Genomic DNA, 22376 nt, shown 5'->3' on the forward strand with positions numbered 1-22376 from the left:
GAATTGCCGAGGATTCCCGCTTATCGTCCTAAAATGTACGTTTTTACGGCAATTTTATATCGTTTAACTCTCCAAAGATCCCGCATTTTTTGATCTTTTTCAGAAAAATCCTGCCGGAAAAAGCGATATGCGGAAGTTCGATGAATGTAGAATCCGGCGGACAGATCGGGCGGTAAAGAGGATCTGCAAAGATGATCCCTGCATCCTTTAGAAGCTGCTCCATTTCTTCTTCTCCATCTGCTGTACAGTCATTCGGTGCGAGAAGACCTTCGTGAGTTTCCAGCGGACAGATGACGCGGACTGGTTTGTTGTATTGTTTTTCGAGGGTTACTGCCAGGGAGCCCATGGTCACGGCTTCTCCGATCAGAGTTATCTGCGGAGTTCCTGCCAGACGGTTCTTAAGATATGCCGCGAGAATGTTGTTCTTGTCTGCTTCTTCTGCTTCATTATGATGTGAAACTTCTTCATTTATTGCCTGGATGAGTTCTTCTGTAAATCCTCCAACCGGAGTTCCAATAACATATGGAGTTCCGAATTTTTCCTGGAGGATCTTTGCTGCCGGAAGACCTACGGAGGATACGACCAGGTTTACTTCTGCTTCACCTGCATGGAATAAATTCTCAAGCGTATCTCCCATCGCCCAGGTAGAAATGACCTCCCAGCCACGTTGGCGTAAAGTCTGTTTCATGGCATCTACGTTTGCCTGCGGACCAAAATCCAGCGGGGTTACGCCGAGAAGATTAAGGGTATGCGGTCTGATATGATGCGGTTTCTTAACAAATCGTTCTGCGATTTTCTCCAGTGCAAGACCTGCTCCGTAAGTATAATCATGCATGCCATTTGTCGAAACTGCAAAAGCCGGGATTCCTGTCTCTGTTTCGATCACCTGCGCGATTGCAGGAAAATCTGTCCCGTTCATAAATGGGATCGGCGAGCCTGCAAGTGCGATGAACTTCGGTTTTAGTTCTTTCGCCGCTTCTTCAATATCGTGAATGAATTTTGCATCGTTTCCCATAACTGCATCGATCTCTGTCAGCCCGGAAATATAGATCAGACTGTCCTGGTCGTACCAGCGGATCTCGTCATGTGTATTATAAGTCGAATTACAGCCGGACGGGTCGTGCATGACTACCATGCCGCCCAGGTCATACAGGGCAGAGCATACACCAGAAACATCGGCGGTGTAGATCGGTATGATTTTGTATGACTGTCTCATATGCAGCTTTCGCACCCCCATCCTTTACGAACGATCAGATCCTCGGGATCTTTTTCTTCGAGAAAAGCTTCTGTCATCAGTTCCATGGTTCCTCGGATCCCGTCGAAGCCCCACAAGCCGCCGCCCTGTACCATGTTGACGAAATTTCTGCTGCCGGAAAACCAGGCGGCTTTCTGTCCGATAGCAAGAACTTTACCTTCTGTCCCGCGCGGAAGGACACGCATCTTGGTTTGGATCGTGGCACGCAGTTCCAGGTCCGGATGATGAAGTTTCAGCCAGTCGAAGGCCGGCTTTTCTTCCGGACTTATGCTGTCGAGGTAGACGGTTGTTACATGGAAACCGTGTTCCAGAAGAAGTTTTGCGAGACCTAATGGTCTTGGGTGGTACAGATAATCCAGAACGACCGGGGTGCCGCCGATGATGGATTTTGCGTGGTTGATGGAATCTTCGCAAAGAGTGATCTCTCTCTGGTAAAATGCTTCTATTTCTTCGGATGTGATATCTGCACACTTTGTATTCGAAGTATCCTCCCGGCTCCATCCTGCCTGAAGCTCCTTTATCAGATTTCGAATTTCTTCTTTGATCTCCTCATAATCAAAACAACCCGGAAGATACAGATGTGTTCTGTTCAGGCGTTCTGTCAGCATGGCTGCACCGTATTTTGCCGGCGGGTAACAGGAAACAAAAATTTCTGCACTTCCAAGCTGCTGGTATTCCGCCCATGTTTTACAGGCTGGAAGTTCCCGCAAAGTGTGACCGGTACTTCTCAGCAATCGTTTGATGTCACTGCTTTCATCAAGTACAAAGTCGCTTCCAACGAGCGTTACTGTCAGCGGATCTGGCTCCTTCGTGATAAGCGGATCGTACATTGCCTTTCGCAGTTTCTGATCCGGTGTCAGTCCATGTTTCTGCATGATCGGATCCATGAAGCAGCGCACAAAAACGATCTCCGGGAAACGTGTGCCTAGTTCTTCATAGACTCTGTCCAGGTCGCATCCCAGAAAATGATGCAGACAGACAGTAAAAAGGAGCACTGTTTTTGGTTTCTTTTCTAATTTATTGAGGACATCTGTCACTCCTTCGATCGTCACATCCTCCAGATTTCCGTTCAGGAGATTTTCTTCTTCCACAGTGACAAAGGAAAAACGGTCTGCCGCATTCATCTCTGCCGCTGTCAGAACGACACCTCGCATGCAGTTGTCTGCGCAGACATAGATCTGGATCGCCTCAGGCATAAGCATTCCGGTGTGGACGATATTCCAGTTGCCATGTGCCGGAGAGTTGAATTCCAGTCCGATCGGAAATGGAACAGGAAAATCAGCTTCTCCGATCGTTATGACTGCACCTTCCGGGTTTATTTCACCGCCAACTCGTTTCAGCATAGCCCGTCCTTTCTGCAGATAGCCAGAATGTTTTCTGCCAGTGTGCGGTATTCTGCTGCCATTTCGCTGTCCGGGTAACATTCCATCAGGGTTTTGCCCTGTTCTTCTGCGTCTGTGACCAGGTCGCTGCGGGTGAGTTTTCCGATTATCTGCGTTTCAAAATCATCGGCAAGTTCCTGTACTTTTTCTTCTTCTCGTTTTACATTGCGGCGGTTCAGGATGATTCCACCAAGGGTTGCGTAACCACGGTTTTTGAAGTTCTGTACGGCCATGGCAATATTGGCTCCGGCATGGATTGCCATGTTTTCACCGGAAGTTATGATAAAAACTTTGTCTGCATAGCCTTTTCGCATCGGCATGGAGAAACCGCCACAGACGACGTCTCCGAGAACGTCGTAGAGGACGATGTCCGGTTTATAAGTCTCGTAAGCTCCTGTTTCTTTTAATTTTTCGAGGGCAGTGATGATCCCGCGTCCTGCACAGCCAAGTCCTGGCGTGGGGCCTCCGGCCTCTACGCAGATCACGCTCTGATAGCCGGTTGTGATCATGTCTTCGAGCTTGAGGTTCTGTTTTTTCTCATTATAGAGATCGAGTACAGTCCGCATCTGTTTTCCATGCCGAAGCTGGATCGTGGAATCTGCTTTTGGATCGCAGCCGATCTGCATGACGGTCAGTCCTTTTTCTGCGAGGGTGGCTGCCACGTTGGATACGGTTGTGGATTTGCCGATTCCGCCTTTGCCGTATACTGCTATTTTAATCATGTTTTTCCTCCGCGTGTGTGATGACATTGGAATAAGCGGTCTTGGTGGACACGCCTTTGAGGCGGCCGATCTTGCCGGAAAGGGCGCTGATAATGTCCTGTGAGGCATCGATGGCGATGCTGATGATGCTGATTCCTTTTTCACGGTATGGGATGCCCATGCGGCCGATGATGTAGTCGCGGGCATCGTAAAGAAGCTGGTTGAGGGTTTCGATGGAATCGCTGTCTTCGACGATGATGGATATTACTGCTACTCTTGTGTCCATGGTTATCCTCCTTAATAATAATTCTACAGAATGCTCCATTGCTTCGCAATTAGCAGATACGTGGTAAAAGTTCTCCTCCCGGCTGTGGCAGGAGTGCCTGGGTGCCGATCTCAGTTGTCATGACTACTTTGCCTGGCTGGTCGGCGGTGACTTCTCCGATGATGGCGGCGTCCTTGGAGTATGGACACTGGCGGAGGGTTTCGACGATTTTTTCTGCTTCAGCTTTTGGAGCCATGATGACCATGCGGCCTTCGCATGCCAGATAGAGCGGTTCAAGTCCGAGCATACCGCAGACTCCTTTAACTTCCGGTGCTACCGGGACGGAGGCTGCATCGAGGCGGATTCCGACGTTGCTCTGTCCTGCAATTTCATAGAGGACGGTTCCGACACCGCCTCTTGTGGCATCACGGATCACATGGAGATCGTGGGTAGTGTTCATGACAGCTTCTACTGCTTTCCAGAGCGGCGCGCAGTCGCTGGTGACATCTGCTTCGATCCCGAAATCTTCTCTCGCAAGAAGGATCGTGCATCCATGTCTTCCGACATCACCGGTTACGATGATCGCATCTCCCGGCTGTGCAAGGGTTCCGCCGACTTTTACGCCGTCTTCGATCTGTCCCATTCCGGTCGTTGTGATAAAAACGCCGTCTACCTGTCCTTTGCCTGCAACTTTGGTATCACCGGACACGATATGTACGCCTGCTTCTGCGGCTGTTTTTTCCATTGCGGAGGCGATTTCTTCCAGTTTTTCCATCGGGAAGCCTTCTTCGATGACAAATGCACAGGTCAGGTACAGTGGTTTTGCACCCATACATGCGAGGTCATTGACCGTACCGCAAATGGAAAGTTTACCGATATTTCCGCCCGGAAAGAATGCCGGTGAGACGATAAATCCGTCTGTGGAAACTGCCATTTTTCCTGCCGGTGGTGTCAGGACTGCCGCATCATCTGCTGTCAGATCCGGGTTGGCAAAGTGTGCTGCAAAGATCTGGTCGATCAGTTCTGAAGTCTGGCGGCCGCCTGCGCCGTGCGCCATTGTTACTGTTTTATCTTTTAAACTGCTCATAGGATTGTCCTCTTTTCTCTTAACATTATTATACCTGTAAACATACTCAGCATTTGGAACTTTAATCCCTGGTATTATTTATTGTCCCCATACGCATAATAAGCCGAACATGCGCCTTCATTTGAAACCATACATGCTCCTACCGGGTGCTGAGGGGTGCAGACTTTGCCGAATACTTTGCAGTCGGATGGTTTGCATTTGCCCTGCAGGACATCGCCGCATCTGCATGCCGGGTTTGCTTTACCCTGGATCGGTGGAATATTGTATTTCTTTCTTGCGTCAAAATCGCTCCACTCTTTTTTAAGACAGACACCTGATCTCGGAATCACGCCAAGCCCTCTCCACTCACTGTCACAGGCTTCTGTCATTTCTTCAGTGAGCTGCTGTGCTTCGCGACTTCCTTCCGGTTTCACGACTCTCGGATAGCAGTTTACAAAGAATGGTTTTCCTTCCTGGAATTTCACCAGGGAAACGGCAAGTGCTGTGAGAAGCTCTTTCGCAGTAAATCCGGCAACAACACCACTTACGCCTTCTTCTGTCAGATGTTCGCAGAGTTCTGTTCCTGTGATCGCATTGACATGTCCCGGATACAGAAAAACATCTGCACTTCCTTTTAGTGCCTCGTATGCCTGCGGCATGGTCTTATTTGCCATCAGCAGAGAATAATTGAAAAGACCATCCTTCTTTGCCTGCTTTACAGAAAGACATTCTGCCGGTGTTGTAGTTTCAAATCCGACAGACAGGAAGACAACCTCTTCTTCTGGATGTTCCAGTGCATATTTTTCTGCGTCTGTCGGAGAGTAGACGATGCGGATCTTTGCACCTTTTTCTCTCGCTCCTGCAAGGCTCATTTTCGTTCCCGGTACTCGTACCAGATCTCCGAAGGTACAGATCGTTACATTTTTTTCCAGTGCCAGCCACACTGCTTCATCAATAAATCCAACCGGTGTCACACAGACCGGACAGCCCGGACCGGAGATCAGTTCTACCTGCGGCGGCAGAAGTTTGCGGATTCCCAGTCGAAAGATCTCGTGTGTATGTGTTCCACAGACTTCCATGATGCGGACTGCCGGACCGTCATAGTTCTCTATGATCTCGCGGGCTGTTTTTTTTCTCTCTTCTCCCATTACAGCAGTTCCTCCATTAACTGATCTGTTTCGTCATCATCTTCATCAGTGATCTTTGCGATTGCAACACCTGCATGGACCATCACATAATCACCCGGTTCCAGGTCTTCCAGAAGCTGTGCGGAAACTTTTCTTTTAGCTCCGCCAGCGTCTACAACTGCTGTTCCTTCACTGATTTTTACTACTTTTGCTGATAAACCTACACACATGGTAATGCCTCCCTTTTTACTTATTTCTATTTCTATCTAAATATGCCATCGCATACACTGCCTGTCCAAGTGCGATCCCGCCGTCATTTGGCGGTACAAGCTGATGTTTCAGCACTTCAAATCCCTGCTGTTTCAACATATGATCAGTCAGTTCCAGAAGCAGCCGGTTCTGAAAAACACCGCCACTTAAAGCTGCTTTATTACAGCCGCTCTGCTCTCTGATCTTCACACAGGATGCCGTGATCTGGCGGGCAAGTTCCTGATGGAAAATGTATGCCAGACGGTCAGAATCTTCACCGTTTAACCTGCGGTACAGGATTTCTTTTATCAGGGAGCCGGTGTTGAGAAGCAGCCGGTCATTACCTTCTTTTAATAGTTCATAAGTCGGTATCTCCGGCATCTTTTTCGCATTTTTTAAACTGTTCTTCTGATACTCTTCCGCGACAAATTCAAGTGCCATGGACGCCTCTCCTTCAAATGTGGACTTCCTGCGGATTCCAAGTATCGCGCTCACACCGTCAAACAAACGGCCTGCGCTGGTTGACATCACGGCATTGATCTTACGGTCTGCCATGGTGAACTGTACATTTGCTTCCTGCTTCGTACAAAGTTCTAATTTCTCTATGATCTCAGATGCTTTTTCCCTGTCACCTGTCATTCCATAGAGCAGGGAAACTGCGATACGCCATCCCTCTTTTGAAGAAGCATCTCCGCCGATCTGCAGGAATGGCATGACACTTCCTGTTCTTTCGAATCCATTCAGATCTGCCAGAAGGATTTCTCCTCCCCAGATCGTACCGTCTGTTCCATAGCCGGTTCCGTCAAACGATACGCCGACCACCTGATCCGCACAGTCATTCTCTGCCATGCAGGAAAGAATGTGTGCATAATGGTGCTGTACCTTCACTACCGGTAATCCAAGTTCTTCTGCGACCATCACAGAATTGTACTTCGGATGCATATCACAGCATACGATCTCCGGCTCCACTTCCAGCAGTGTTTCCAGTCTTCCGACTGTCTCACGAAGTGCTTTTACTGTCCGCAGATCTTCCAGGTCTCCCACATATGGGGACGGATAAAAACGGTTATCCACACCGATGCAGAAGGAGTTTTTGAGTTCTCCACCGATTGCGAGCACCTGTCCCTGATATGGTGTGGAAACCATAAACGGAAGTGGTGCATAACCTCTGGAACGGCGGATCATATATGGTTTATCCTCATAAAAATCCATTACAGAATCGTCTGCGCGGATACGGATCTTGCGGTCATGGGACAGCATGCAGTCGCAGAATCCAGACAGTTCTGCCTCTGCTTCCCGATCGTCACGACAGATCGGCGCACCGGATATATTTCCACTGGTCATTACCAGAAATTCCGGCATTTCAATCCCGTCATCATACGTAAAGATCAGAAGCTGTACCGGTGCATATGGCAGCATCACACCGACTTTTGGATTGCCCGGTGCCACGGATGGACAGAGGATCTCAGCCTCTTTTTTCTTATCCAGAAGCAGGATCGGCTTCTGATGTCCGTCGAGAATTTTGGACTGTTCTGCGCTAACTTCACATTCTTTTCTGACAGCTTCGGGATCTTTTGCCATCACTGCAAAAGGCTTCATCGGACGACGTTTGAGCTGCCGCAGGCGGCTGACTGCCCCCTCATTTGAAGCATCACAGCAGAGATGAAATCCACCGATGCCTTTGATCGCAACAATCCCGCCCTCTGCAATCGTTTTTCTCGCATAAGTGATCGCAGCCCTGCCTCTTTCTTCTCTGCCGATCAGGTATACTTCCGGTCCACAGTCATTGCAGCAGACCGGCTGTGCATCGTATCTTCTTGTCGCCGGATCATAGTATTCTTTTGCACAGTCCGGGCACATCGGAAACTCTTTCATACTGGTCCGTTCTCTGTCATAAGGAAGCGAATCCAGAATCGTCAGTCTCGGTCCGCAGCAGGTACAGTTGATAAACGGATGTAGATATCTCCGATTCCTGGGATCAAATATTTCCTCCTTGCATTCATCGCAGATTGCAATGTCCGGTGAGACAAAAATCTCTCCTTTTGTCTTCTCACTTTCGATGATATCAAACTGTGTATACGCTTCCGGATGCTCTACATTTTCGACATTTACTTTGAGGATCGCTGCACGTTTCGGCGGCCGGTTCTGGATATCTGAGATAAATCCTCTGACCGCTTCCTCTGATCCCTGTGCGTAAATTTCCACATAAGGTCCCTTGTTACAGACATTTCCACGGATGCCCCGCGTGGCCGCATGGCGGCTGACCGTTGGCCGGAATCCTACCCCCTGTACGATTCCGTAAATGCGGATCTGTCTGGTGATTTCTTCACTCATAATCTTCTCCAATCTGCTATATCACTCCATAGATACAGCAGGATTTTTTATTTACAATTGTCTGCTCGTGATCAGCTGACTTTACTTCCCGATCAGCTTCCCTGATACTGCAAAATGTCTTGTATTTATGAAGCTTCCTTTAAATTCCGGTGTCATACGCTCCATACATCCGTCTGCAAAAATGATATCAAAATCTCCATTTTGTACCAGTTCTATGTAGTCATCCTCGTCACGAAGAGACATATCTCCGTCTGCCAGAAGTTCTTTTTTCATCATAAACCAGCCTGCTGTCTGGACAGTCTTTGCGCCTCTCTCCAGCAGTTCTCTGCGGATGGAATCGGCGATCACCTGCTGGTGTACAACAAGGACTTTTTTGCCGGTATAATCCAGTTCCGGAAGCAGTTCCTCTACCAGTGGATAGTGGATTTCATATGGCGTTCCAAATGTCTTTTCCAGATATTTCGCCGCCATAAGTGCCGCCGGAGAAACCACGATATTTCTACTCACTGAGGAAGCTTTTTTTACTTCTTTCAGTCCGTCGCCCATACAGTAACAGACCGCCTGCTGACCATATTTCTGCTGATACAGGGCACGTATTTTGTCTGCTGCCGCAAGGTCGCTGACATCCTGCGGAGTCATTCCGAGGATACCGATCCTGCGCTCTTCCACTGGATATTTTTCCGTTGCAAAAGTTTTGAAAAGCTCCACAAAAACTTTCTCCTCGCCTTTGTCATAAAGTTCCATTCCATCTGTATCAACGGTCAGGATCGGCAGATTTATCTTCTTCTCACTCATGCGTTTCAATGCCAGATAATCCGTTGCGATCACCGCCGGAACCGGGGTTCCGATCACTGCTGCGAACGTTGCATCTACCTTCTGTGCTGCATCTGCAAGCTTCGTCACCAGACGGTCATCACGTCCAAGGATCGCATCCATATCTCGAAGTCCGGCGCTGAAGATCGCACTTTTCTGTTCAAACCACCGCGGCTCGTCAAATCCGCATACATTACCGGTACATCCCCCCGCATCGCAGATCACCACAATACCTCCCAGTTCAAAAAGTACCGATACTGCACCTGACTGATCTGGTGCAAATGGCGTCAGGTATTTCCGTAGTCCTCTCATTATTTTCCCCCTTATACACAAAAAGACTCCTCGCCCATCAGGGTAGAGAAGTCCTGTAAATTCATGCCAACAACTATTCCTGCTCGGATCTGCAGTGACCTACCCGGTCCTATAAGTTACTGTTCACTCCGTTCACAGTAACTTGGTCAAAATCCATTCCAAATCACCTTCGGTGATGGCATTTTGCCCTGTATTTCTCGGGATTTTGCCATATTCATGGCAAAACGCCTCGCGGGATACTACCTGTGAACAAGTAACCCCTATACATATGTTTCCTCGCCATCAGAGTCTGTTCTTTAGTATTTATAAAATTTGAACGTGTCTGTGTAGTTGCATTCAGGTAGATCAAGTCATCCTGTCTGCTGTTAGAATTTATTATATCTCATACACAAGTTGTCAGTCAACGCTAACACGTCCGTTTTGCCATATATTTTCCGCACTGGTTGCCTTGATTTTTTGAATTTTATTTCATCGCTTCAAGTTCTCCTCTGGTCAGTCCATCGATGCACTGTAGAATCTGGTCTATGGAAATTCCACATTTCAATAATTTGGAAATCACATCTTTGTTATGATATGTAATCGCACTGTCGGGGGCTTGATTTTTCTGTTTTTCCATAAACACTCCTTGCTGTAAAACTTTTTTCTCAAAGAATGTTTACCACATTTTGTTCTATAATTATATTATATACGTTCCGCTTTCAGACTTCAACATTCTTCTTAAAAATTTCTTGATTTTAGGGAATTTCAGGCTGATTTGCCTTTTGAGTTTCAGATCAGTTTCACATGTGAATGTGTTTATTATATAAGATTTCATAGCTTCAAGAAAAATCGTTCGACAAAATAAGAGCATCCACCTCTTTGTAGATGCTCTTATTACTCATATGCATTCCTTCAACGCCTCAAACAACCGTCTCACTCCCGCAAAGCCATACGGCTGCTCGTCCTGGTTCCACATCAGGCCCGGGCAGTTTTGGTGGTAGTAGAGGGCGTCTTTGCCTATGGTGATGTTTACACCGCTCTGCGCCGGATCGTAGTAGATCATGGTTGGTTCCATGTTGGAAAATACTTTTGTTTCCGGGCTTAAGAGGGCAAGCTGTTTCATATATACGAAGTTCTCTACTGTGATCGTTCCATAGATTTCCGGTACTTTGAATCCGTATTTCAGAAGGGCAAGTGCCAGTTCAAACGGATCTCCGTTCATGCATTCCCCAACGGCAAACGATGCATCCGGACAAACTTTTCGAAAGTCTTCGATTGCCTGTTCTGCTGCTTCTCGATACTTGTCCAGTTCGAAAGAAACTCCCAGCACAGACGCAAACGCCTGATACTGATTCTGTATTTTATCTGTCTGATATAAACGTCGTAACTCAATAAACGGAATCTTCAGTCTGTCATTAAAATCTTCTGCCGCAAAACGTGATTCCTGATGCAGTACCAGATTGAAATTCGCCTCCGACATGGTCTTATATTCTTCGAAGTCTCTGCATCTGGATATCTCGTGGATCGTCTTGATCCCTGCACTGTGAAGCAGATCATACAGCTCACAGTCATCCACAAGCGGCGAGAAAAATCCCAGAAGATTGACGACATTTCCTTTCTTTTTTGTCGGCTCAAGAAGAGAATATAAAGACTGTCGCACATGTACCATCGGTGGTTTCCGTCCCTCTCTGGTCAATGCATACATATAACATGGACGCACCGGAAGTCCGGTCTTCTCCTCCGCTTTACGGCAGACACGCTCCATATCTGTGCCAAGAAGTGCATCTACACAGGTAATGCAGATCATCACAACAGATGGTTTCTTATCCAGGCTGTTACAGATTTCTTCTACTGCTTTTGGTATTTTCTTGAGATGACGTCCTGTCACGATATCTGTCTCATCCATCATCAGATAAAAAAATCGATTGTCATATTCGCGCATGGAGCTGATCAGGGATGTATTTCGTCCGCAGCATCCCGGTGCCACAATCAGCATGATCGAATCCGGAACAGCAAGTCCGGCTCTCTTCACACCGAATCCTTCTGCTCCCGGAGAGTTAAAGGCAAGTGTCGCCGGAGAGCTGTAGATCAGATGCATATTTGATCTGAACTGGTCCGGAATATTGTCCCTCCCACGCTCATTTAATTCTTCTACTGTACAATAATAGGCTCTGCTCATTCTTCTTCCTCTGCTTTCAAAAGCATTTCTGCCAGGTCAAAAAAACGTCTGCTGATCTCAGATCCTGCATCTCCCTCGATCACGGTCTTGCCCTGGTCTTCCCATCGGATGATTTCATCGCTTCTTGGTATTTCACCTACGATCGGAATATTGCTTTTCTGTGCAAACGCCTGCACTTTTTCGGTTTCGTTTTCAACGTTTCGATGATTCAGGACAATGCCAAAAACTCTCGCATAACTTCTGTCTTCGAAGTTCCGTACAGCACTGGAAATGTTGTTTGCTGCATACAGTGCCATCTTCTCTCCAGAGGTTACGATCAGAACTTTTTCCGCATATCCCTCACGGATCGGTGCCGCAAAACCACCACAGACTACATCGCCAAGCACATCATAAAGCACAACATCCGGCTGATAGGTTTCAAATAACCTCAGGTCTTCCAGTAGCTGAAAAGTTGCTATGATTCCTCTTCCCGCACAGCCAAGTCCCGGTGTCGGACCGCCTGTTTCAATACAGAGAACTCCTCCAAATCCTTCTTTTGAAATGTCCTCAAGTTTCTCTGGTTCCTCGTCCTCTTCACGCATGTAATTCATCACCGGGCGAAGTGGTTCACCACCAAGCAGATTGATCGTAGAATCTGCTTTCGGATCACAGCCGATCTGGATGACTTTCTTCCCCATGGATGCAAAAGCCGCTGCCAGATTGGATGTCACGGTTGATTTTCCGATACCGCCCTTTCCATAAATTGCCACTTTCAGCATTCGTAAATCCCCTCCCTGTTTCATAACAGACCCTGTATTTTCTGTAAAAAATCTCCATAAATGCAAAAAGACTCCTCCACCGTCAGGGTAGAGAAGTCCTGTAAATATTACTGTTTATTTCATTCACAGCAATCTGTAGATTTCACATTAACAACTATTCCCGCTCGGATGAAATTCCTTGCCGTCAGAGTCTGTTCTGTTTTTATTTATTTCTTCATATTCTACGTTTTATATGTTTTTATTTTACTTTATACATACCCGGTGAGTCAATGCTAACAAGTATATCTCTCACGCCTTTTTCCTATAATAATCCCGCAAACAGTCTCATAAGCAGCTGGCTCAGGCGAAGATATGCACTGCGGCCAGTACGGTATTTTTCGGTGACTTCACGGCATTCTTTCATTTTCTCCTGCAGGTCATTTCGGATGTCCAGAACCACATCACAGTCTGTCATAAAACATCCGTTTTCGAAATGATGATACAGGCTTCGGTAATCCAGATTGATGGTTCCGCAGGTTGCCATACAGTCATCTGCAACACTCATTTTTGCATGACAGAACCCCGGTGTCCATTCGTAGATCCGCACGCCGTCTTTGACCAGTTCGTGATAAAAAGACCGGGTGACACTGTAGATCAGTTTTTTGTCCGGAATGCCCGGCGTGATGATCCTTACATCTACGCCTCGTTTTGCGGCAAGAGTCATTGCATGTGCCATCTCATCGGTAATGATCAGATATGGTGTCATAAACCAGCAGTATTTTTCTGCCTTGTTCACCATGCTGATGTAAACTTCTTCTCCCACCTTTTCGCCATCCAGTGGGCTGTCCGCATATGGCTGAACAAATCCAGTCTGCTGTGCTTTATACGGATATTCCAGCAAAAACCGGGCAAAATCCGTGTCATTCTCATCCTTGTCGTTAACTGCATTCCACATCTCAAGGAAAGTCACTGTCAGAGAACGCACCGCATCGCCCTCCAGACGGATGCCCGTATCCTTCCACTGTCCGTAAGGGTGTGTCAGATTGAAATATTCATTCGCAAGGTTATATCCGCCTGTAAATCCGACTTTGCCGTCGATCACGGTGATCTTTCGGTGATCACGGTTGTTCAGAAACAGATTCAGACCTGGCATAAACGGATTAAATACACGACAGCGGATTCCGACTGCTTCCATCTTTTTGGTAAAGTCTGTATTAATAAAACCAATCGAGCCCATATCGTCATAGAATACCCTGACCTCCACACCTGCCTTTACACGGTCTTCCAGCACCTGCTGAATCCGGTGCCAGGCCTCGGCATCCTCAATTGCATGGTATTCCATAAAGATAAACTGCTCCGCTTTGGCCAGATCCTGAAGCTGTGCTTCCAGTCCCTTTGCCGCCTCATCAAAATAGGTCACATCTGTATTCTGATACACCGGATACCCAGCATTTCTGTGGATATAGGAAGAAATATTTCCGGCTCTTGGAATTTTCTGCAGTAGTTTTTCCTGAATCTTTCTGTTCTCCGGGAGCAGCGGCAAAAGCTGTTCGTCGATTTTCTGATAACGCCTCCTCATCTTTTCGGTACCACCGTTCAGACCGACCAGAAGATACAATCCAAGTCCCATGATCGGGAACATGAGGATCAGAAGGATCCATGGCACTTTGATCGTCGAGGTAACCGGTGATGCATACATGTTCAAAATAACGATCACGCCCACAACTCTCGTAAGAAGATTGACTGCCTCTGCATATCTGTTGAGCTTTGTAAACATTAAAATAATAAATATTACTTCCAGCAGGATACATATTACCGAAAAAACAAGCCTGGTGACTCCATTCTTCGTCTTTGCCCTGCCTTCTACCGTAGTAGATTTCATAAAATCCCACTCCTTCTTTCCTGCATCCGGATTGAACCTGCAGTATGATAGTGAAACACATCATAGCACTTTATGTCGAATCCGTAAATACATCTTTTGCACTGCAGTCCAAAAAAGGAGCGATGCTCCTATCAACATCGCTCCCTGTAATTACTCTTTTACACTCAGACGCACCAGTGCTCTCTGAAGCTTTGCAGATGCCATCTTGTATTCCTGGTCGGTGAGGCCGCCTTTGGCGATCATTTCTTCGGCGCGTTTCTTCGCTGCCTGTGCACGCTCTGCGTCGATGTCTTCTTTCCACTCCCAGGTGGTTGCGAGAAGACGGCAGGTTCCGTTCATGACAGAAAGCATTCCGCCGATGCAGGCTGCAGTCCGTCTGTTTCCATCTGCCATGACTACGCTGGCTTCACCCATTCCAAGAGCGGTACAGAAGTTACAGTGTCTTGCAAGAATCGCGATATCGCCGCTGATACTTCTGCAGACCACACGCTCCACATCGCCCTCAAAAAGCAGTCCGTCCGGTGTTCCGATCCGTAAAGGGAAGGTACTCATAAGACACCTCCTTTACTGCTTCTTAGCTTTTTCGAATACTTCATCAATGGTACCGGCAAACAGGAAATAGCTCTCCGGAATGTCATCACATTCGCCATTGAGGATCATCTTGAATCCTCTTAAAGTTTCTTTGAGAGGAACATATTTACCAGGCATACCTGTGAACTGCTCTGCTACTGAGAAACTCTGGGACAGGTATCTCTGTACTTTACGTGCACGGCTTACTGTACGTTTATCTTCTTCGGAAAGTTCATCCATACCCATGATGGCAATGATATCCTGAAGTTCTTTGTAACGCTGAAGTACACGCTGTACAGATCTTGCTATCTCATAATGCTCTTTTCCGACGATCTCAGGTGAAAGGATACGGCTTGTGGAATCCAGCGGATCTACTGCCGGGTAGATACCCTGACTGGAGATCTCACGGGAAAGTACAGTCGTAGCATCCAGATGTGAGAATGTCGTTGCCGGAGCCGGGTCCGTAAGGTCATCGGCAGGCACATAAACAGCCTGTACGGATGTGATGGAACCCTTTCTTGTGGATGTGATACGCTCCTGTAAGTTACCCATTTCTGTTGCCAGTGTCGGCTGATATCCTACTGCTGACGGCATACGTCCAAGAAGCGCGGATACCTCAGAACCAGCCTGTGTGAAACGGAAGATATTGTCAATGAAAAGAAGCACGTCCTGGTTTTTCTCATCACGGAAATACTCCGCCATGGTAAGTCCGGAAAGTCCGACACGCATACGTGCTCCCGGCGGCTCATTCATCTGGCCATAAACCAGGGCAGTCTTGTCGATAACTCCACTTTCTTTCATTTCATTGTAAAGGTCATTTCCCTCACGGGTACGTTCCCCAACGCCTGTGAATACAGACAGACCGCCGTGAGCGGTAGCTACGTTGTGGATCAGCTCCATGATAAGGACTGTTTTTCCTACACCGGCACCACCGAACAGACCGATCTTACCACCCTTTGCATACGGGCAGATCAGGTCTACGACCTTGATACCAGTCTCCAGGATCTCTGTAGCCGGCATCTGCTCCTCATAAGAAGGAGCAGGACGATGGATGGACCAGCGTTCCTGTGCTTCCGGAGCCGGCTGGTTATCTACCGGATCTCCAAGAAGATTAAATACTCGTCCCAGGCAGGCATCTCCTACCGGAACTGTGATCGGGCCGCCGGTATCTACTGCCTTTGTGCCCCGGACAAGACCGTCGGTAGAGTTCATGGCGATACATCTCACGACATCGTCACCAATCTGCTGCGCTACCTCGGCTGTCAGCTTTGCGCCGTTTGATTCTATTTCTATGGCATTGAGAAGAGCCGGGAGTTCATCGTGCGCAAAGCGGATATCCAGAACCGGACCGATGACCTGTACTACTTCGCCAATGTGTTTTTCACTCATGTTTTAAGTCTCCTATGCTAAATTAAGCCCCTTTAAAGCCCTTCCGCACCTGCAACAATCTCCGTGATCTCCTGCGTGATGCTGGCCTGTCGTGCTCTGTTGTAATACAGATTCAGCTTATCGATCATCTCTTCTGCATTACTTGTCGCAGCGTCCATAGCCATTCTTCTGGCTGCAAGTTCACTGGCTGTACTCTCACATACACCGCCATAAACCAGCCCCGCCAGATATTCCGGAACAATGGCATCAAACACAACCTCTGCATTCGGCTCATAGAGGATCAGATTTCTTGTATCCACTCTGCCGCCGCTTTCCTCTCTGATATCTGTCATAGGAAGTATGGAAAATACCTCCGGACGCTGAGAAAGCATAGATGCAAAAACGGTATAACATAATTCAATATGACCAAATGTTCCTTTGCGGAATTCTTCACAAAGCAGATTCGCGATCTCAAAACAGTCTGCGACAGAAATACCTGCAATCTCTGCAAACTTATCTGTCAGGCATTCAATGCCTCTCTGTCTGAAATACTCAACTGCTTTTTTTCCAATCGGCAGCACCATATAGTCCCTGCCTTCGGCTGCAGACTCAAGACATTTAAAAAGATTTGCATTATATCCGCCAGCCAGTCCTCTGTCACCGGCGATCACCACATAACAGGTGCGGGGATTGGAGGACTCTCTGGAATATACAGAAGAAAAATCAATGTTTTCTTTTGCAATGTCTTTCAGTGTCTCATGCAGCTCTGTGAAGTAAGGACGGCAGGTTTCTGCACGTTCCTTTGCCTTACGCAGTTTGGAGGATGCAACAAGCTCCATGGCCTTGGTAATCTGCATCGTACTTTGTACGCTTTTGATACGCAGCTTTACCGCTTTCATATTTCCAGCCATATGATTTATACCCTCCTACTCACATTATTTGTCAGGTTTTGTATTCAGGAAATTCTCTGTATACGCTTCCAGTACATGACGCAGTTTTTCTTCTGTTTCTGGCTCAAGTTTGCCTGTAGAGCTGATAAGCTGCATCACTTCCAGACCAGCTGCATCTGCATCGAGATACGTGTACAGTCCTGCTTCATATTCGCTTACGTCTTCAACGTTAACTTTTTCAAGGATGCCCTTGGTTACCGCATACAGGATTGCTACCTGCTTTTCTACCGGCACCGGAGCATTCTGGCTCTGTTTCAGAACTTCTACAATACGTGCACCCTGTTCCAGACGTGCCTTGGTATCAGCATCCAGATCTGAGCCGAACTGGGCAAAACTCTGAAGTTCACGATACTGAGAATAGATCAGTTTCAGAGTTCCGGCAACCTTCTTCATAGCCTTGATCTGTGCATCTCCACCAACTCGTGATACGGAAATACCAGGGTTTACCGCCGGCATGATACCGGAATGGAAAAGTTCTGTTTCCAGGAATATCTGTCCGTCTGTAATAGAAATTACGTTTGTCGGGATATAGGCAGATACGTCACCTGCCTGTGTTTCGATGATCGGCAGTGCTGTCAGAGAACCGCCGCCATGCTCGTCGTCAAGCTTCGCTGCACGCTCAAGCAGTCTGGAATGCAGATAAAAAACATCTCCAGGATATGCCTCACGTCCAGGCGGACGACGGATCAGAAGGGAAAGTGCACGGTACGCAACCGCATGTTTACTCAGATCATCATAAATAATCAGTACATCTTTTCCCTGGTTCATAAAGTATTCACCCATTGCACAGCCTGAATACGGTGCAATGTACTGCAGCGGGCTGGATTCAGAAGCTGTCGCAGCCACTACGATGGTATAATCCATAGCACCGTTTCTGGTAAGATTCTCCACCAGAGATGCTACTGTAGATCGTTTCTGTCCGATCGCAACATAGATACAGAGTACATCCTTGCCTTTCTGGTTGATGATCGTATCTGTTGCGATAGTTGTCTTTCCTGTCTGACGGTCACCGATGATCAGCTCACGCTGTCCCCGTCCGATCGGGATCATAGAGTCGATCGCCTTGATACCTGTCTGAAGCGGCTGATATACAGACCGTCTCTCACAGATTCCAGGTGCCTTGCTCTCTACCGGGCGAAATTCTTTTGTATCGATCGGTCCTGCACCATCAATTGGCTGACCAAGTGCATTCACTACTCGTCCGATCATAGCCTCACCGACCGGTACAGACACAACTTTGCCTGTACGCTTTACGGTCTGGCCTTCACCGATATTCTCATCGGAGCCAAATATTACAATAGAAACACTGTTTTCTTCCAGGTTCTGTGCCATACCGAAACTTCCATCTTCAAATTCCAGTAATTCGCCTGCCATACAGTTCACAAGTCCGCTGGCACGTGCGATTCCGTCACCAACCATAAGGATTGTACCTGTCTCATTCTGCTGTATCGCATTTTCATAATATTTTATCTGGCTTCGGATGACTTTGGATATTTCCTCAGGTTTTAATTGCATGTGTCCATTCCATCCTTTAACATTTTATAGCTTTTGCTTATTTTTTCACTAAACCACTACTTCATTCAGCTTCTGTAACTGTTCAGTCCCTTCACAGTTACAAGTCAAAATGCATCCCATATCACCTTCGGTGATGGCATTTTGCCTTATGCATGTCTCGGGCTTTTGGCATATTCATGCCAAAACACCTCGCGGGATATTACAACTGGGTAGTTTCCAGTCGCTTTGAAATATCCGAAATACGTCCCTGTACCGTTCCGTCAAGCTGTATGCCTTCCATCTCCACGCGGAGTCCGGCTAGAACGGTCGGGTCTGTCTTCTGTGTGAGATGGATCTTCTTGCCGCTTGTCTTCTCCAGTTTGGCGCGCAAGGCTTCCATCTGTTCTTCTTTGAGTTTAACTGCACTGGTAACTACCGCTTCCACAATGCCATGGTCGACATTATACCTGCGGGTAAATTCCTCACAGCATCCCGAAAACTCTCTCAGGATCTTCTTCTCACATAAAAGTTTAAGAAAATTAAGAAGATACGGCTCTACCTGTCCGCCAAAGGCTTCATCGAGAAGTTTCATTCTCTCTTCCTGCGGGATCGCCGGTTCTCCCAGTAATTTCAGATATCCTGGATTCTCCCGAAAAATCTGTCTGATTTCATTCATCTGCTCCATGATCTGTCCATCGAGCTTTTCTTCGGCAGCAAGATCGTACAGACTGCCGCCATAGACTTTGGCAGCCTGTGTCATGATGCCTCACCTACATTCTCAATAAAATCATTAATCAGTTTCGTGTGATCCTCTTCGTTAATTTCGCGCTCGATTACCTTACCGGCGATCTCAACAGCCATGCCTCCGATCTCACCCTTGATCTCGTTGACAGCTTTACGTCTCTCCTGTGCAATGTCTTTCTCTGCCTTTTCTTTCATGGCAGTTACCTGACTGGAAGCTTCCTTGAGCATCTCTTCACTCTGGACAGCCGCTGTTTTCTGAGCGGTCTTGACAATGTCATTTGCCTTGTCCCTGGCTTCCTGCATATTCTTTTCGTATTCGGCTTTCATAGCCTGAGCTTCTTCTTTCGCCTTCACTGCATCCTGGATCTCTGCGTCAGCTTTGGCTTTGCGCTTGTCCAGCATCTCGTTGATCGGCTTGAAAAGAAAACGCTTAATGAGATACACCTGAATAAAAAGGTTGCAAATCGTCGCTATAAAATTCCACGGCACAATTCCTACTAATTCCTGTACCTGCATGTTTGTAACCTCCTGTTGTCACTGCCCGCTTATGCTGGCAGTCATCTCCTGTCCTGCTGTGATGCGTTCTTATCTGACGCATCCGTTACTGTTTTCCTGATCAGCCCAGGAAGTTCATAAACATACCAGGTGCTACGAAGATAAGGAGCAGACCGGTTACAAAACCATAAATACCGGTTGTCTCTGCGATAGCACAACCAAGAAGCATGGTAGATGTAACATCACCCTTGCATTCCGGCTGACGTCCGATTGCTTCCAGTGCACTTGCAACTGCATTACCTTCACCAATACCAGGGCCGATACCTGCGATCAGCGCACATCCTGCTCCAATTGCACAACCTGCTAATGCGATACCTTTTGCTAATAACTGAAAATCCATAGTAAAAACCTCCTGTAATAAAATTGTCTCCGGATATTCCCATATACCCGGGATCCCTTATCTGCTGCTGTTCATCTCCTAACAACAGTTTTTATTCCTCTGCTGCATTTGCGATATACATAACCGTCAGCATACAGAAAATAAATGCCTGCATAATTCCTGAGAACCAGTCGAAATATACAGATAAAATAGCCGGTACACCTACATCAAGAATAGGTATCTGCGACAATACATTCCCCACAAGTCCCGGGATCAGTCCCAGGAGTGCGGAACTTGCCACTGCCAGCGCCCCATAGATCAGACCATTGATAACAACACCTGATAAAATGTTTCCGAAATGACGGCATGCCATACTTACCGGTGTTGCCAGTTCAGAAAGAACATTAAATGGTGTCATAACCGGGATCGGCTGTGTAAATCCCTTTAAGTAACCGCCGAATCCACTGGTCTTAATCTTCTGCGCGGTGATCATGATAAATACCACAACCGCCCACGCTGCCTCTGTAGACAGATCCGATGTCGGACTTCGAAGTCCGATAAGGCTTATCAGGTTCGATACCACACTTGTCGCAAAAAGTGCCGCAACAAATGGAATCATGTACCTGAACTTCTCACCCATGTTTCCGACAACGAATTTATTCGCCATCTCCACCAGAAGTTCTGCCACAGCCTGCCGTTTGGAAATATTTTCCTCCTTAAGATCATGCGTCAGCCAGATACACACTCCTGTAATCAGCAGCATAACGATCCAGCTTACTACCATGGTCTCACTGATTCTTAAAGGTCCCAGAACCGGCAGGTCAATGGGTAAAGTAAAAAGTATCTTCGCCCCATTAATATCCAGTTCCATACATTCACTCACCTCCTGTCTTGTTCAGATTTTCCCCTCCTAGTTTTTGTTATGAAATATCCCCACAATCTTGATTCCCGTTCCCGGAAATAAGAGTGGCGCAATTCCCGCTACAAAATGGAAGCACGGTGCAACGATCGCTGCGATCACCCACAGCATCATCATCAGAAAACGCTGTGAATAACTTGCTTTGAGTTTCATTCTCGCAGTTCCCTCATCTGTCGCTGAAGCTGCCTTCTGAACAGCCAGTCCCATCAGAAAGAAATTCAGGACTGCGATCAGTCCTCCTCCGATGCCTCCCAGAAATACGGTATAATCCAACGGCACTTTGTCCGGCATTGCAAAGTGAAGTCCTGCAAAAAGGATCCACATCAGAACCAGACCGACTGCCGTGATCATGGCTACTCTCCTTGTTTCTTTTTTTACTGCCGGCTGCACCTTATCGAATATACTGCTCATAATTTCTTTATTCCTTTCATTTATTCTGTCCGTCATATCGCTGTTTATGAATGTCTGTTGAAATATATTTTATTTTTTTTGTGTTTTTTCTTCTCCTGCTTGTTTACAGAAAGATAAAACTTATATGCCACAGTCGCCGATCCGCCCATCCCAAAGAAAAATCCAGGAATATAGACCCAGCCTCCGACACCGGTCCTGGAAGTAATAAACCAGCAGAGTGCCAGGCACAGCAGAAGCGGTGTGATAAATGACAGTCCCAGCTGGGACAGCATTGTGACATTACGCAGGATTTCTGACCACTGCTTCAATATCATTCTCCCTTTTTACTAATTATTTGTTAATTTTTCTTTTACGCATAGTCAGATTTTACCACATTAATGTGAAAACCTCAATCCATTTGTACAAATTATTCAAATAATTTTGTTATCCTAACAAAGTTTTTGTTAGAATTATATCATTCCCGTCTTTTTGCTGTCATGTAACAAAAAAGAGGTTCTGTCCCAAAATGAGACAAAACCTCCTCGGTGTAACGCAGGATTATTAAATTTACATCATTCTCAAACCGGACAATTGCTTGGCCGGGGATTTCCGCCCGTTTGAGTACCATACATATTTACATCATTCTCAAACGCATCCGTGGGTGCAGGGATTATTGATTTTGCTTGAGTACCATACATATTTACATCATTCTCAAACCTCTGATGTTATTCGCTGTCCAGCAGTGTGCTTGAGTACCATACATATTTACATCATTCTCAAACAATA

Annotated in this window: 23 protein-coding genes; all 23 read right to left on the minus strand. The window is 46.9% G+C overall.

What is annotated here, in order from left to right; all coding sequences use genetic code 11:
* Positions 1-43: 43 nt before the first annotated feature.
* Positions 44-1216, minus strand: coding sequence for a nitrogenase component 1 (locus tag QZL69_RS02105; protein WP_022213573.1), 1173 nt, complete (start codon positions 1214-1216; stop codon positions 44-46).
* Positions 1213-2598 carry a nitrogenase component 1 gene (locus QZL69_RS02110; protein WP_022213574.1) on the minus strand — a complete coding sequence of 462 codons (1386 nt, stop codon included), beginning with the start codon at positions 2596-2598 and terminating at the stop codon, positions 1213-1215. Before QZL69_RS02110 ends, QZL69_RS02105 begins: the two co-directional genes overlap by 4 nt.
* The gene (locus tag QZL69_RS02115) at positions 2592-3359 is read right to left on the minus strand and encodes a nitrogenase iron protein NifH (RefSeq protein WP_022213575.1); all 768 of its coding nucleotides are present in this window, start codon (positions 3357-3359) and stop codon (positions 2592-2594) included. The genes QZL69_RS02110 and QZL69_RS02115 overlap by 7 nt, the downstream gene beginning before the upstream one ends.
* A complete protein-coding gene (locus QZL69_RS02120; protein WP_022213576.1) occupies positions 3352-3624 on the minus strand; it encodes a TM1266 family iron-only hydrogenase system putative regulator in 273 nt (90 codons plus the stop codon). Before QZL69_RS02120 ends, QZL69_RS02115 begins: the two co-directional genes overlap by 8 nt.
* Positions 3625-3673: 49 nt before the next feature.
* Positions 3674-4690: a hydrogenase expression/formation protein HypE gene (gene hypE / locus QZL69_RS02125; protein WP_022213577.1), complete on the minus strand. Its 1017-nt coding sequence runs from the start codon at positions 4688-4690 to the stop codon at positions 3674-3676.
* A 74-nt stretch (positions 4691-4764) separates the two neighbouring features.
* Complete coding sequence (gene hypD / locus QZL69_RS02130) at positions 4765-5817, minus strand: hydrogenase formation protein HypD (RefSeq protein WP_022213578.1); 1053 nt, start codon at positions 5815-5817, stop codon at positions 4765-4767.
* Positions 5817-6026 carry a HypC/HybG/HupF family hydrogenase formation chaperone gene (locus QZL69_RS02135; protein WP_022213579.1) on the minus strand — a complete coding sequence of 70 codons (210 nt, stop codon included), beginning with the start codon at positions 6024-6026 and terminating at the stop codon, positions 5817-5819. The genes hypD and QZL69_RS02135 overlap by 1 nt, the downstream gene beginning before the upstream one ends.
* Positions 6027-6042: 16 nt before the next feature.
* Positions 6043-8379 carry a carbamoyltransferase HypF gene (gene hypF / locus QZL69_RS02140; protein WP_022213580.1) on the minus strand — a complete coding sequence of 779 codons (2337 nt, stop codon included), beginning with the start codon at positions 8377-8379 and terminating at the stop codon, positions 6043-6045.
* An 81-nt stretch (positions 8380-8460) separates the two neighbouring features.
* Positions 8461-9504, minus strand: coding sequence for a nitrogenase component 1 (locus tag QZL69_RS02145; RefSeq protein WP_022213581.1), 1044 nt, complete (start codon positions 9502-9504; stop codon positions 8461-8463).
* A gap of 463 nt (positions 9505-9967) precedes the next feature.
* Positions 9968-10120, minus strand: coding sequence for a hypothetical protein (locus tag QZL69_RS02150; RefSeq protein WP_022213582.1), 153 nt, complete (start codon positions 10118-10120; stop codon positions 9968-9970).
* A 261-nt stretch (positions 10121-10381) separates the two neighbouring features.
* Complete coding sequence (locus tag QZL69_RS02155) at positions 10382-11662, minus strand: nitrogenase component 1 (protein ID WP_022213583.1); 1281 nt, start codon at positions 11660-11662, stop codon at positions 10382-10384.
* Complete coding sequence (locus tag QZL69_RS02160; RefSeq protein WP_022213584.1) at positions 11659-12420, minus strand: nucleotide-binding protein; 762 nt, start codon at positions 12418-12420, stop codon at positions 11659-11661. The genes QZL69_RS02155 and QZL69_RS02160 overlap by 4 nt, the downstream gene beginning before the upstream one ends.
* Before the next feature lie 301 nt (positions 12421-12721).
* Positions 12722-14281: a cardiolipin synthase gene (gene cls, locus QZL69_RS02165; protein WP_022213585.1), complete on the minus strand. Its 1560-nt coding sequence runs from the start codon at positions 14279-14281 to the stop codon at positions 12722-12724.
* A gap of 150 nt (positions 14282-14431) precedes the next feature.
* A complete protein-coding gene (gene atpC / locus QZL69_RS02170; protein ID WP_022213586.1) occupies positions 14432-14833 on the minus strand; it encodes an ATP synthase F1 subunit epsilon in 402 nt (133 codons plus the stop codon).
* Between the two features lie 12 nt (positions 14834-14845).
* Positions 14846-16240 carry a F0F1 ATP synthase subunit beta gene (gene atpD, locus QZL69_RS02175; RefSeq protein ID WP_022213587.1) on the minus strand — a complete coding sequence of 465 codons (1395 nt, stop codon included), beginning with the start codon at positions 16238-16240 and terminating at the stop codon, positions 14846-14848.
* Between the two features lie 32 nt (positions 16241-16272).
* Positions 16273-17130 (minus strand): ATP synthase F1 subunit gamma, encoded by an 858-nt coding sequence (gene atpG / locus QZL69_RS02180; protein ID WP_022213588.1) that lies wholly within the window; start codon positions 17128-17130, stop codon positions 16273-16275.
* A 24-nt stretch (positions 17131-17154) separates the two neighbouring features.
* Positions 17155-18684, minus strand: a complete 1530-nt coding sequence (gene atpA / locus QZL69_RS02185; RefSeq protein WP_022213589.1) for a F0F1 ATP synthase subunit alpha — start codon at positions 18682-18684, stop codon at positions 17155-17157.
* 199 nt (positions 18685-18883) lie between these two features.
* Complete coding sequence (atpH, locus tag QZL69_RS02190; protein ID WP_022213590.1) at positions 18884-19423, minus strand: ATP synthase F1 subunit delta; 540 nt, start codon at positions 19421-19423, stop codon at positions 18884-18886.
* Complete coding sequence (gene atpF / locus QZL69_RS02195; protein ID WP_022213591.1) at positions 19420-19923, minus strand: F0F1 ATP synthase subunit B; 504 nt, start codon at positions 19921-19923, stop codon at positions 19420-19422. The genes atpH and atpF overlap by 4 nt, the downstream gene beginning before the upstream one ends.
* A gap of 100 nt (positions 19924-20023) precedes the next feature.
* Entirely contained in the window at positions 20024-20302 is a 279-nt protein-coding gene (gene atpE, locus QZL69_RS02200) for an ATP synthase F0 subunit C (protein ID WP_005428180.1), read from the minus strand.
* Positions 20303-20393: 91 nt separating this feature from the next.
* Positions 20394-21152 carry a F0F1 ATP synthase subunit A gene (locus tag QZL69_RS02205; protein ID WP_022213592.1) on the minus strand — a complete coding sequence of 253 codons (759 nt, stop codon included), beginning with the start codon at positions 21150-21152 and terminating at the stop codon, positions 20394-20396.
* 39 nt (positions 21153-21191) lie between these two features.
* Positions 21192-21611 carry a hypothetical protein gene (locus QZL69_RS02210; protein ID WP_022213593.1) on the minus strand — a complete coding sequence of 140 codons (420 nt, stop codon included), beginning with the start codon at positions 21609-21611 and terminating at the stop codon, positions 21192-21194.
* A gap of 44 nt (positions 21612-21655) precedes the next feature.
* Positions 21656-21925 (minus strand): AtpZ/AtpI family protein, encoded by a 270-nt coding sequence (locus QZL69_RS02215; protein WP_118253653.1) that lies wholly within the window; start codon positions 21923-21925, stop codon positions 21656-21658.
* Positions 21926-22376 lie beyond the last annotated feature (451 nt).

The organism is Blautia sp. CAG:237 (assembly GCF_000436615.1).
GTDB lineage: Bacteria > Bacillota > Clostridia > Lachnospirales > Lachnospiraceae > Blautia_A > Blautia_A intestinihominis.